The sequence below is a fragment of the Luteibacter sp. Sphag1AF genome, from assembly GCF_014192715.1.
In the GTDB taxonomy this organism is placed as follows: domain Bacteria; phylum Pseudomonadota; class Gammaproteobacteria; order Xanthomonadales; family Rhodanobacteraceae; genus Luteibacter.
Genome location: NZ_JACHYH010000009.1, coordinates 1 through 13,133 on the forward strand (window position 1 = coordinate 1; position 13,133 = coordinate 13,133).

At 63.7% G+C, this 13,133-nt stretch carries 10 protein-coding genes and 1 tRNA gene; all 11 read right to left on the reverse strand.

From position 1 onward, the window contains the following. Positions 1-74 precede the first annotated feature (74 nt). The 11 genes from FHW69_RS16820 to FHW69_RS16870 all read right to left on the reverse strand — a co-directional run bounded on the left by FHW69_RS16820 (position 75) and on the right by FHW69_RS16870 (position 13,123). Positions 75-1,250 (reverse strand): DUF6538 domain-containing protein, encoded by a 1,176-nt coding sequence (locus FHW69_RS16820; RefSeq protein ID WP_183424266.1) that lies wholly within the window; start codon positions 1,248-1,250, stop codon positions 75-77. An 86-nt stretch (positions 1,251-1,336) separates the two neighbouring features. Then, positions 1,337-1,426, reverse strand: a tRNA-Ser gene (locus FHW69_RS16825). Between the two features lie 51 nt (positions 1,427-1,477). Further along, positions 1,478-2,758 (reverse strand): serine--tRNA ligase, encoded by a 1,281-nt coding sequence (serS, locus tag FHW69_RS16830; RefSeq protein WP_183424267.1) that lies wholly within the window; start codon positions 2,756-2,758, stop codon positions 1,478-1,480. Positions 2,759-2,848: 90 nt separating this feature from the next. Further along, on the reverse strand, positions 2,849-3,268 hold the full coding sequence (locus FHW69_RS16835) for an SRPBCC family protein (protein WP_183424268.1): 420 nt from the start codon (positions 3,266-3,268) through the stop codon (positions 2,849-2,851). A gap of 56 nt (positions 3,269-3,324) precedes the next feature. Continuing rightward, the gene (locus FHW69_RS16840) at positions 3,325-3,906 is read right to left on the reverse strand and encodes a hypothetical protein (protein ID WP_183424269.1); all 582 of its coding nucleotides are present in this window, start codon (positions 3,904-3,906) and stop codon (positions 3,325-3,327) included. Between the two features lie 162 nt (positions 3,907-4,068). Further along, positions 4,069-5,403: a replication-associated recombination protein A gene (locus tag FHW69_RS16845; protein ID WP_183424270.1), complete on the reverse strand. Its 1,335-nt coding sequence runs from the start codon at positions 5,401-5,403 to the stop codon at positions 4,069-4,071. 114 nt (positions 5,404-5,517) lie between these two features. Then, positions 5,518-6,882: a DUF3999 family protein gene (locus FHW69_RS16850; RefSeq protein ID WP_183424271.1), complete on the reverse strand. Its 1,365-nt coding sequence runs from the start codon at positions 6,880-6,882 to the stop codon at positions 5,518-5,520. Further along, positions 6,872-9,604 carry a DUF2339 domain-containing protein gene (locus FHW69_RS16855; protein WP_183424272.1) on the reverse strand — a complete coding sequence of 911 codons (2,733 nt, stop codon included), beginning with the start codon at positions 9,602-9,604 and terminating at the stop codon, positions 6,872-6,874. Before FHW69_RS16855 ends, FHW69_RS16850 begins: the two co-directional genes overlap by 11 nt. A gap of 76 nt (positions 9,605-9,680) precedes the next feature. After that, complete coding sequence (gene lolA, locus FHW69_RS16860) at positions 9,681-10,331, reverse strand: outer membrane lipoprotein chaperone LolA (RefSeq protein ID WP_183424273.1); 651 nt, start codon at positions 10,329-10,331, stop codon at positions 9,681-9,683. A gap of 29 nt (positions 10,332-10,360) precedes the next feature. Continuing rightward, a complete protein-coding gene (locus FHW69_RS16865; protein WP_183424274.1) occupies positions 10,361-10,789 on the reverse strand; it encodes a hypothetical protein in 429 nt (142 codons plus the stop codon). A gap of 6 nt (positions 10,790-10,795) precedes the next feature. Continuing rightward, positions 10,796-13,123 carry a DNA translocase FtsK gene (locus FHW69_RS16870; protein ID WP_183424275.1) on the reverse strand — a complete coding sequence of 776 codons (2,328 nt, stop codon included), beginning with the start codon at positions 13,121-13,123 and terminating at the stop codon, positions 10,796-10,798. Positions 13,124-13,133: the final 10 nt, after the last annotated feature.

Genomic DNA, 13,133 nt, shown 5'->3' on the forward strand with positions numbered 1-13,133 from the left:
GACAGCCTCGGCGGGCTGACACCCGCCGAGTTCAGGCAGCAAAACGACCCGGCAACCTCGGGTTATGGTTGGCACTAACTAACGGGGGGTCGACACCCATCGGTTTTCACACTGGGAAACAGACGTGACTCACCTGCTTTGCGCAGTGATTCGACACGCTTGAGAAGACCGAGCTTCGCCAGCGCAGGATGGATAGGAATGGTTCGAACACTGATATCCGACTTGACTGATTGCCCCTCGGCTTCATCTGTGATGCGGATACAGGGAATACCGTCCACTTCCACGAAGTCAGCCAAGGTCACTTGCCCAACTTCTGCCACACGGGCTCCGGTATACAAACCCACCCAAGCGCCCCAGCGTGCTGATTCACTCAGTCCACCTTCCAACGCCTTGGTGTCATACAAGGCCTGGACCTGCTCCTTCGAAAAAGGCTTAAACCCCAAAGCACGACGTTGACGTTTCTCACGCATGCCGTAGATGACCTGGCCGGCTGCGGGGTTTTCATCCTTCGCAAAAGCCGGGTAGTACCCACGAGCCTTCGCCCAATCGAAAAAGCCCCTGAGGTAGCTGAGCTTGTTGACGATGGTTGGAGTTTCGAGTTTGCTGGACCTGAGCGCCATGACCCAGTTGCCAACATCGATGCGCTGAGCATCCTTCAAGGGATTCATCTCGCCATAGTGACGAGCGAACCCCTCGACCGCTGTGGTCTTTATTTTGAAGGTCTTGGTCTTGGTCTTGGTGCTGGATTTGATCTCAGCCAACCACTGCACCACAGCCTTGCCGATAGCAATGCTCGGAATGTTTGATGCGGAGGGGGTTGAAGATGAAGCGGCCGATGCAACCTGAGCGGCTCGCATGAAGTCTTGATAATAAGACTCTTGGTCTAACGGCCCGATGCGGTCGAGCGCATCCATGGCAAACCCATGGTCCTCTTCACCATTAGCCTCGATTTCAACGGTTCCATCGGGGCGACGAATCACCCGATACCGGTCACGCGTCTTCCGTTGAGTGATTTCCGAAACAGTTGGAATGCCATCCTTAGCCACACTCAGTCCCCAAACCTGTGTGAGGGTTTGAGCATACCTTTCCACGAGACACAACGCACGTTTCTGCGCTGTCAGTAAATCTCTTGTATGAAGGCTACGGGTGACTTCCGTCCGACCCGTTTTGCGTGCGTGTTGGGATGGAAACCGCTGGCGAAAATGCCACACCCCAGTTGGGGCAAATCGCAGGTAATTTGGAATGCGCATATCGGCTCACTGTGGACCGATATGTGGAGTGACGAGCCCCTCTCGGCTTCGAGAAAAACCATTATAAATCAAATACTTACAAGGACTGGCGGAGAGAGTGGGATTCGAACCCACGGTAGGCTCACACCTACGGCAGTTTTCAAGACTGCTGCCTTAAACCACTCGGCCATCTCTCCGTAAATTGTCGGGGACGCCATTGCAGCGTCCCCGGTGGGCATTGTACCCGGTCAGGCGATAGTTTCGAGGCCTGCCATGTAGGGGCGGAGGACTTCGGGGACGGTGATGTTGCCGTCTTTGTCCTGATAGTTCTCCATGACCGCTACGAGGGTGCGGCCGATGGCGAGGCCGGAGCCGTTTAGGGTGTGTACGAGTTCTGGCTTGCCCGTTTCTGGGTTGCGCCAGCGGGCGTGCATGCGGCGGGACTGGAAGTCTTCGCAGTTGCTGCACGAGGAAATTTCGCGGTAGGTGTTCTGGCTGGGCAGCCACACTTCCAGGTCGTAGGTTTTGGCTGCGCTGAAGCCCATGTCGCCCGTGCACAGCAGCACCTTGCGGTACGGCAGTTTCAGGGCCTTGAGCACGGCTTCGGCGTGGCCGACCATTTCTTCGAGCTGGTCGTAGCTTTGGCTGGCCGTGGCGATCTGCACCATTTCCACTTTTTCAAACTGGTGCTGACGGATCATGCCGCGGGTGTCGCGGCCGTAGCTGCCGGCTTCGGCGCGGAAGCACATGCTCTGCGCGGTGAGGCGCATGGGCAGTTCGCCGCTTTCCACGATGGTGTCGCGCAGGAGGTTGGTCAGTGCCACTTCTGCGGTGGGAATGAGGTAACGCTTCGCGTCGCCCACCTGGGTGGAGAAGAGGTCTTCTTCGAACTTCGGCAGCTGGCCGGTGCCCTGCATGCTGTCGGCGTTGACGATCAGCGGTACGTTGCATTCCAGGTAGCCGTGCTCGCGCGTGTGCAGGTTCAGCATGAACTGGCCCAGCGCACGATGCAGGTGCGCGAGCTGGCCGCGCATCACGGTGAAGCGGGCGCCGCTGAGCTTGGCGCCGGAATCGGCGTCCAGCCAGCCGTGGCGTTCGCCGAGTTCCACATGGTCTTTCACTTCAAAGTCGAACGGGCGCGGGTGACCCCAACGCAGAACTTCGACGTTGTCGTTTTCGTCTTTGCCGACGGGCACGGCCTCGTTGGGGATGTTGGGCAGGCCCAGCGAGATGTCGGCCAGCTTCGCCTGCACGTCGGCCAGAGCCTGCTCGTTGGCTTTCAGCTTGTCGCCGATGCCCGCCACTTCCGCCATCAGCGGAGCGACGTCTTCGCCCTTGCCCTTGGCCATGCCAATGGCCTTGGAACGGGTGTTGCGCAGGTTCTGCAGCTCCTGGGTCTCGGTAGACAGCGTCTTGCGCTCGGATTCCAGGCGCTCGATCGTGACGACGTCGAGATCAAAGTTCCGGGTGGTGCGCAGGCGTTCTGCCGTTTCGGCCAATCGGCCGCGCAGGAGGGCGGGATCCAGCATGGGTCGGTTCCATCGGGGTGAGGCGTGACTTCGGATTATCGCCGTGCATGGCCCATTGCCGCAATGTAAGCGGCGATGGGCCTGTCGGAATCAGCGGCTGAGCTGTTTTTGCAGGCCTTGCAGGGTCGCCAGCCAGCCCTTGGTCATGGCGTCTTTGTCTTCGCGCTTGACGTCGTGGCCCAGCATCAGGACGCAACCGCCGTCGACCGAGGGCTCGATCTCGATGGACACGGTCACGGTGTCCGGGCTGATCGAGGGCACAGTCAGCGTGAACCACAGCACATCCGGACGCTGCAGGCGGAGGTACGTGCCGGTGTGCAGCACGTCCTGCCCCTTGCGGCGCTCGGTGATGGAGTAATGGCCACCTTTGCGGGGGTCGATCTGCACGTCGATCATTTCGCCCTTGGGCGTGGCGAACAACCAGGTGCGAACCACTTTCGGATCAAGCCAGGCGTCAAAGACGCGCTCGGCGGTATCGCGGAAGCGGAATTCGATTTCGAGCATATCCATGGTCATTGCGGTGCTGCTTTCTTCAAAAAAGAGAGGGGAACGGTGGCGGATTCGCCCTATGAAGGCAAGCGCGCACGCAATTCTGTCCGTCCCAGCCACCATGACATGACGGCGCCGGCAATCAGCCAGCCCACCACTTGCTCCACGAGGGAGCCCAGCGTGAAGGCCACGGGGAAGCGGTACCAGTTCCAGTACGGCACGCTGATGCTCAGCCAGGTGAATACGCCGAAACCCACGGCAAGCCATGTTCGGCGGGAACGGCGGGGAGTGCACCAGATCATGCCCAGCGCCACGACAAGGGCGGCCAGGGTGCCGGCAAACCATTGAACAATCAGTTCACCGCCCATGTTCATGCCGTCCCTGCCCGTGGGCTGGTAGACGATGAAGGCGTAGGGGTTGGCCAGCGCGCGCTCACGGTAGGCGGCTTTGGACGCTGGGTCGTGGTGGGACATGTCGAACCACGGGAGCACGTAGATGCCCGGCTCTTGCGGGAGGCTGGTTTTCAGAGCCGCCATCACCGGGGCTTCGGAGGTGGGGCCACGCATGGACAATTCGCCAATGGGCAGCGCCATGTGCGCGAAAGCACCCCAGAGGAAGATGACGATGCCGCCAATCAGACCTGCGATAACGATACGCATGATGCCGGCCTCTTCGCTGGGGTTGTAGGAGACAGATTACCCCGGTGGGCGGTGGCCGGTATGGGTCGTTTGGGCTAGCTGAGGTTTGTGAGCGATTCTTTCGGAACGGCGCAATAACCCATCGCAAGCAGGCTCACTCCCACAGACGCACGTTGGGGCGGGTTATTTGTTTGTTCTTGCCGCTTTTCTTGCTGCGCGGAGTGCGTCCAGCTTTTCCCGGAGTTTCGATTCAAGGCCGCGTTCTACCGGTTCGTAGAACGTCACGTCGGCCAGTTCGTCCGGCAGGCATTGCTGGTCGAGGGCGACGCCGCCTTCCACGTCGTGGTCGTACTGGTAGCCGGTGCCGTAGCCCAGGCCTTTCATCAGTTTCGTCGGCGCGTTGCGCAGGTGCATGGGCACGTCCAGCGTACCCATCTGGCGCACGGTGGCTTTGGCCTGGTTGTAGGCCTTGTAGGCCGCGTTGCTTTTCGGGGCAATGGCCAGCCAGATGGCGAGCTGAGCCAGGCCCAGCTCGCCTTCGGGGCTGCCCAGTCGTTCGTAGGTGTCCCATGCATCCAGCGCCATGCGCCACGCGCGCGGTTCGGCCAGGCCTACATCTTCCACCGCCATGCGGGTCATGCGACGTGCGAGGTAAAGCGGGTCGCAACCGCCGTCCAGCATGCGGGTCAGCCAGTACACGGCAGCGTCGGGATCGGACGAGCGCACCGATTTATGCAGCGCGGAAATCTGGTCGTAGAACTGCTCGCCACTCTTGTCGAAACGACGCGTACGGTCGGCCAGCACCTGCGTCAGGGTGGCCTCGTCAATGCGGTTGTCCACCGCCAGTTCGGAGGCGATTTCCAGAAGCGTCAGTGCGCGGCGCACATCGCCGTCAGCTGCCGACGCAATCAGCGCCAGCGATGCATCATTGACGTCCAGCACCAGCTCGCCGAGCCCACGTTCGTGATCGTTCAACGCACGGCGCAGCGCGCCCACGATGGCGTCGGGGCTTACTGCATCCAGCACGTGCACACGGCAGCGCGAAAGAAGTGCGGAGTTCAATTCAAACGACGGGTTTTCCGTGGTGGCGCCCACGAAGATGATGACACCCCGCTCGATGTGCGGCAGGAAGGCGTCCTGCTGCGCCTTGTTGAAGCGATGGACCTCGTCCACGAACAACACGGTGCGCCGGCCTTGCGCGAAATTGCCTTCGGCTTCGGCCAGCGCTTTGCGCACATCGGGCAAGCCCGACATCACGGCGGAGATCGCGCGGAAATCAGCGTCGGCGTAACGTGCCACCAGTAGCGCGAGCGTGGTCTTGCCACACCCGGGCGGCCCCCACAGGATCATGGAATGTACCCTGCCCGCTTCCAGTGCGCGGCGCAGCGGCTTGCCCTCTTCCAGCAGACGCGGCTGCCCGACAATTTCGTCGAGCGCACGCGGACGCATGCGCTCAGCCAGGGGCTTCAGCGCTTCGGGTTCGGCAAAGAGGCCGGGTTCGCGAAACTGGGACGACATGGGATCACGCTCGGCAAAACAGGCGGCCATTATCGCCGGTTTGGCGTGATCACGGCCTGACCGCCCCGCAGCGCACCGGAGGCGGTCTTTTCACGGGCGTACCCGCAAGCGCGCTCAGGGCGCCCTGGGCTTGCGCAGCAGGCTGATAGCCATGCCGGCCACAAGGGCGGCGCCTGCGATCAGCACCACCCACAGCAGTGGCCGCGTCCAGTCATAGGGCACCTTGGGAGCTTCCAGCGCGGCCGGGCCGGACGCGTCTTCGCGGGTGCCGACCTTCGATTCGGCCGGGGTCCAGCTATCGCCATTCCTGCTGCGCAGGCTGGCGATGGCGTCATCCACCGGGTAACTGGCACGGCGCGCCATGTAGCTGCCGACCAGCAACTTGTACGGTGCCCTGCCCTCCGGCAGAAACACGAAGCGATCCGGCGTCCAGCCTACCGAAAGCTTCGGCGGCTGCCGTAGCGCCACGGGCGTACGCAGGCGAATGATCTGCGTGCGTGCGGCCTGGAAGCTGAGTTCCGGTCGCGCGTCCACACCGCCCACGCGGGTGACGGACACTTCGCCCATGGATTGCACGACGCCGCTGGCTTCATCAAAGGTGCTGACGTCGAAACGCGCCACGCTGTCACTGTCGCCCAGCGACACACGCACGCTGTCCACCGGCAACGCAGCTTTCAGCCGGAATTCGTACGTCGTGCCCGCCGTAGTGGCCAGGGGCGTGGGCGTGCTGGTGGGCACGTCCAGCCACTGACGACGCTGATCGGCCGCTGTGGTGGTGTCGAGGAACTGGCCTGTCAGCTTCACCGTGGCCGCCGCAGCGTCTGCATCGGCCCACGGTGCATCGCCCTGCGTCAGATGCACACGGTAATAGCGGGCAGGCTCGCCGCCCACGCGCACGGTGCGCTGATCGACGGAGTCATCGCCGCGCTTGAGCGAAATAACCGGCTCTTCGGCGGCGCGCAGTTCCCAGTGCTGCAAATCGTTGCTGGCTTCCACGTTCACCGTGATGCTGGCATCGCTGCTTTGCGGCGCGAATTCCAGTGCGTCCAGCGTGATGGACCGTTTGGCATCCAGCAGCCAGTCGCGCGGACCTGCCTGCGCGCTGGCTTTGCCCGGGTCGATCACGATGTCGCCATTGGCGTTGCGTTGAATGCGCGCACCGGGTGCGCCATCGGCCACCGCAGGCACGGGCAGCAGGCGTGCGCTGACTTCCACGGGCGTGGGCGACGGCGGCGCATCGGTGTAGCGGCCAAAAGGCACGTCACGGCCATCCGCATCCACCACGCTGATGTCGGCCAGCGACGCATCGCGACGCGCCCACGTGTAGGCATCGGCGGGCAGATCGACCAGATAGGCCGGCGCGCCAGGCACCACTGTCAGCGGATACGCATACGCGTAGTCGCCCGGGGTGCCGGCTGCATGCACACCGCTGGCGACGGTCAGAAGGCCGATGCAGCACACAAGCAGGTTACGACGCATGGGGCGACTCCGGATCAAGGTTGGCTGCCGGGCGCGGTGGCGCCGGCGCGAAATAGCCGATGACGGTGCACAGCAGGCCATAGGCAATGAAAGAGGCAATACCGAACAGGTTGCCGAGCTGCGCGCGGTCCACCAGCAGCAGTTTGGCGAGGACCACGGCCATGGTGACCGCACCGGCCGTCCACAGCGCACGCTGTCCGCGCTTTGAGCCCACCACCCAGGCGACCACGCCGATGACGCTCCACACCACGGTCAGCGACAGCTGCGCCAGATGAGAGGAGAAAATCGCATCGCCCCACGGCGCACCGCCCATTTGGGCGACGGCGCGCAAGGTCGCGCTGGTGACGAAGGCAAACATTGCCGCCCACAGCACGGCCGGCCGTGCTGCACGCACGGGCGGCGGCGCATCCGCGTCGCCCATGGCGCGCGCCAGCAGCAACAACGCGCCCATGAGGAACAGTTCGATGGGGTTGAGCAGCGGCATGAACGGCAACGGCCCCGCACTGCCCTGGATAAACAGGGCATACAGCGCGCAGATGGCCACCACAAAGCCCGACGACAGCAACAGCAGGCTGCGCGTCAGCGGCTCAATGGCGGACAACGGCAACGCGAGGCGACGCGGCCACACACTGCTTGCCACCATCAGCGCCACCACAGGCAACGCAGGCAATACGAACTGCCAGCCTTCGTGCAGCCAGTACGACCGATAGAACGCCAGCGCGATACCCACCACCGCCAGCGCGACCCAGCGCCACCACCAGAGCACGTGGTTGGCAACGGCCACAAATGCCGTTGCCGGCCGCAGGCGCAGCGTGCGCCATCCGGTTATCACCGCCACGACGATGGCCATGAGCCACCACCCCGCGAACGGCTGCACCAGCGCGGTAAACGTGGTGCCCACCGCCACAATGCTGGCAGCGATCAGCGCGGACACGCTCCAGTCCACCACGCCGCGCGCAAGCGGCTGCGTGATGCAGCGGGCGAACTCCGCTGCCATCCACGCCGTCACCGCAAACAGCACGAACACCAGCGGAATTTCATGCAGCGCACTGAAGGTGAACCAGTTGATTTCATACAGCGTGCCGCTCAGCCACCACAGCAACGCCCACGCATACATCAGCACAGACACGGCACGCGCAAACCATGTGCGGCCATGACGATCAAACAGCCATGCACTGGTCGCGCCCGCCAGCACCAGCAGCACCACACCCACATAGGCCGCGTTGAGCACGGGCGTGGAAGCGTGTCCGTGGAACGCGGTCCAGAACGCCCACGACAAGGCCGCAAACAGTTGCAGGCCCACACCGCTCCAAAGCGGCAGTCGACGTCCCTGACGGAAGCCCAGCCAGATCAGGCCCGCACCTTCCAGCGCGAACACGCTGGCCGTGACCGTGGCGCTCAATGCCAGCGGCACCGCCAGCGTAGCGAACGCCACGGCGAGTACCGCCCACGTGTCGCGCAATGCGGCCATGTCGTCGCGGCTGCGAATAACCCATGCAATGGCGACGTAGATCGCGGCCACGGCCAGCGCAGAAAGCGCCAGCGGCGTGCCCTGCCAATCCAGCAACGCGCCTTGCAGCAGCAGACTGACCAACGGGTTGCCGAACATCAGGCAACCATCCAGCACGGCGCGATTCCGCTGCGGCGAACGCAGCACGTGCAGCCACGGGATGGCCAGATAGAAAAGGAAATTGAGGATCAGGAACGGCTCGGTGCTGGCAAACAGCGACGAGTCGTACTTCAGCACGCCCCACGCGGTGCCAACACCGAAGGTGGCGATGAAGCCCAGCACATTGAGGATGCGCCATGCGCGCTTCCACGCGATGCCGAGAATGGCGACGTTGAGCACGGCGTAATAAGAGAACAGCGCCACATGATTGCCGCTGCCGGTGGACACGAGAATCGGCGTGGCGAACCCCGCGATCAGCCCCAGCACGGCCAGCGCCACGGCATCCTGCAAGACGGCCAGCACACCAATGCCAGCCACCATCACCACCAGCAGCACGAAAGCGGCCAGCGGCGGAATCATGCCGTAGAGGTGATACGCCGAAAAAATGGTCATCAGCAGTACGCCTATGGAACCGCCCTGCAATGACAGGGAGAAGCTGCGCCGCGTTTCGCGATGCCGCCAGGCGAACGCCACGCCGCCGATGGCGGCCAGCGCAATGGCTGCAAGCCGCACCGACACGGGCAGCACGAACAGCCCCTGATCCGATGCGTATTTCAACGATGCCGCGATGCCTGCGAACAACACGAGCATGCCGATCTTGACCGGCACGTTGCCTTCGGTGAACCAGCGTTTGATGCTGCCAAACGCTCGCTCGATGACCGACGGCCCTGCGGGTTCGCGCGGCATCGGCGGCGGCATCGGCGGCGGCACGGGCGGCTGCGCAGGATGGGAGAACACCGGGATGGGCGGAGCCACCGGACGCGGCACATCCACCACGGGCGGAACGACCACCGGCGGGGGTACGGCTTGCGCTTGCGGCGATGGAACGGGCGCCTGTGGCCACGCTACAGGAGGCGCTTCGGCGGGCACCACAATGGTGGGTGCGGCTGTGCGCAGTTCGGCAATCTGTCGCCGTACGTTGTCCAGATCGCGGCTCAGGCCGCCGAGTCGTCCCCATACAAGGCCGATGGCGAAACCTGCTGCTGCGCCCTCGTAGCCTTGCCCGATAAGGCCACCCACGATGGCCCCGACAATCGCCCACACGATAACCATGCGTCCCGTTGACTCCCTGTACGGCACCCCGCCGCCGCGTGCAGTCTTGCACGCGGGTTGTTAAGCGGGAAGAAGGTCAGTTCCTGACCGGCTGGGTCATCAGCACGGGCGCGTCGCCGATCACGTCGGTGCCTGCGGGAGGCGTGAAGGTGAACGTGCCTTCGGGCAAGGTGGCGTTGCGCTGCCAGCCGGCAAAACGGATGACCGTGCTGTTGCCCAGCTGATCGCGAATTTCCATGCGGGCCAGGCCCGTGGCGTCGAAACCGAGGTCGGCATAGGCGAACTGCGGGTCCTTGCCGGTGGAGGTCAGGCGCAGCCACACCAGACCATCGCGCGCGGGCTGTTCGGCCACTTTGAAGTCGCGATCCAGCTGGCTGATGTCGGTCAGCACGGTGAGCGGGCTCTGCGATTCCTCGGTGCTCTGCTTGCGGACGGAAACCTGTTCCAGGTCCGGATCGTAGATCCACACGCGGCTGCCATCAGCGACGATGGTCTGCTTCGACGGGCTGAGCACTTCCCAGCGGAACTGGCGCGGCGCTTCCAGCGCCAGCGTGCCGGTGCTGGTCTTGCCTGCATCGCCATTGGGCGAGGACAGCGTCTGGCTGAAACGGCCGGACAGCGAGTGCAGCCCCTTGGCGAAGGTGTCCAGTCGCTCGCGCGCGGCACCGGCCGCCACGGCGGAAAAACTGCACACAGACAGGGCGAGCGTCAGGGCCAGACGTTTCATGGTGAGGATTCCGTGGGATGTCGGCGCGATCATGCGCGGTCGCTCTCGAACAATGCCTTAAGCATGTCGATAGCTTCCGCCGGAGAAATTTTGCCCGCCTGCATCTGGGCATTGATGTCGGCGATAGCCTTGCCATCGCGATGCCAGAACGGCGCATCGTGGGTGGCCACATGCGCGGCGCGGGCTTCGCTGCCATAGATGTGCACTTCGGCAATTTCCGGCTGCTCGGCAAAGATCACCTGAAGCGCATCGTCGATGCCACTGGTGTGGCCGCTGGGGTAGTCACGCACCACCGTGCACCACTTGCCGTCGCCGCGCAGCTCCACCCCGGGGATAGCCGGGTTGAGCTCGAAGATGGTGGTGATTTCTTCCAGCACTTCGCCCGAGGGCTCCAGGTCGCCGGAAACAAGCAGGCTCCACGGGCGCCTGCGGGGCACACCAGGAATAATGGGTTGCATGGTCGATCAATCCTTCGGAGGCGGGGGCGCGAGAACTTCGCGGTTGCCGTTGTGCTGGGGTGCCGAGACGATGCCGTCGTTCTCCATCTGCTCCACCAGTCGCGCAGCACGGTTGTAACCGATGCGCAGGTGGCGCTGGACGCCGGAGATCGAGGCACGCCGGGTTTCTGTCACCACACGCACCGCGCGGTCGTACAGCGCGTTGTCACTGTCGCTGTCACCGTCGGCGTCCTGCGGCAGGCCGGAGTCGTTGATGATCTTGCCATCGGAGGTGGACTGCACTTCTTCCAGCACACCCTCGATGTAGTTGGGTGCACCTTGCGCGCGCAGCCATTCCACCACGTTGTGAACTTCGTGGTCGTCCACGAACGCGCCATGCACGCGCTCGGGCGTGGCCGTGCCGGGCGGAAGGTAGAGCATGTCGCCGTGGCCCAGCAGCGCTTCGGCGCCGGACTGGTCGAGGATCGTGCGTGAGTCGATCTTGGAGGACACCTGGAACGCGATGCGCGTGGGGATGTTCGCCTTGATCAGGCCGGTGATGACGTCCACGGACGGTCGCTGCGTGGCCAGGATCAGATGCACACCGGCCGCACGGGCTTTCTGGGCCAGGCGTGCGATAAGCTCTTCGACCTTCTTGCCGACGATCATCATCATGTCGGCGAATTCGTCGATGATGATGACGATGTGCGGCAACGGTTCCAGCGGCTCGGCGGCCATGCCCGGCATGTCCGGGTTGGCGCGGAACAGCGGGTCCAGCAACGGCTGGCCAGCAGCCTCGGCGTCACGCACCTTCTTGTTGAAGCCGCCAAGGTTGCGCACGCCCACGGCAGCCATCAGCTTGTAGCGGCGCTCCATTTCGGCAACGCACCAACGCAACGCGTTGGCCGCTTCCTTCATGTCGGTGACCACGGGAGCCAGCAGATGCGGGATGCCTTCGTAGACCGAAAGCTCCAGCATCTTCGGGTCGATCATGATCATGCGCACGTCTTTGGCGCTGGACTTGTACAGCAGGCTCAGCACCATGGCATTCACCGCCACGGACTTGCCCGAGCCGGTGGTGCCTGCCACCAGAAGGTGGGGCATTTTGGCCAGATCGGTGACAACCGCCTTGCCGCCGATGTCCTTGCCCAGGGCAAGCGCCAGCGGCGACTTCATCTGGTCGTACTTTTCAGAGCGCAGAATTTCGGACAGATACACGATCTGCTTGCGGGTGTTCGGAATTTCCAGGCCGATGACGTTCTTGCCCGGAATCACATCCACCACGCGCACGCTGACCACGGAAAGGCCGCGCGCGATGTCCTTGTCGAGGCTGGACACCTGGCTGCCGCGCACACCCGCCGCGGGTTCAAGCTCGAAGCGGGTGATGACCGGGCCGGGATAGACGCCGACCACCTTGGCCTCGATGCGGAAATCCTTGAGTTTCAGTTCCACCTGGCGCGACAGCACTTCCAGGGTTTCTTCCGAGTACCCCGGACCTTGCGGCGGCGCTTCGTCCAGCAGCGACAGCGGCGGCACTTCGCCTTCGGTTGCCGGGCCGGTGAACAGGGGAATCTGGTTTTCGCGCGACGCGCGCTCGCTTTTCACCACCGCGGCCGGTGGGGTCTCGATGCGCACGGGTTCGCGCCTGGCCTGTTTCACGGCCTCCGCTTTCTTGACCACCTCGCGCTCGGCACGCGCATTGCGCGCTGCCATCACGTCCGGCGCCTTGCGCATCTTGCCGCCGAACCAGCCGCCAAGACGCACCACGCCCTGCCCGGTCACGTCCATCAGGCGGAACCAGGACAGGCCGGTGGCCAGCGTCACGGCAATAAGAAAAATGGCCAGCAGCAACAGGGGCGCGCCGGTATCACCGAACGCCCGCAGCACGCCGCTGCCCACCCACTTGCCCACGATGCCGCCAGGACCTTCCGGCAGCACGGGGAAATGCAGGTTCAGATACACCAGCGCGGGGCCGGTGATGAAGAAGAACACGAATCCGATAAGGCGCAGCGACGGCTCCCACGGAGCCACGTTGCGCTCACCGCGATGCCGCAGCACCTGCACGCCAAGAGCGAGCAGGAGCAGCGGGAAGCAGTACGAGACCAGCCCGAAGATGTAGCGCAGCAGGTTGGCAATGTTGGCGCCGACCGCGCCACCGAAATTGGTGGCGCGCTCGGCCTGGCCCATGTGCCCCCAGCTGGGATCCTGATCGTTGTAGCTGATCAGGCAGACAAGGAGGTACAGGGCAAGCGGCAATACCAGCAGCGCCCCGGCTTCGCGCAGGCGCCGTTTCAGCTCGTCGCTGAGACCGGCACCCTTGCTTTGTTTCTTGACGACCTTCGCGCTGCGCGCCACGTATCAACCA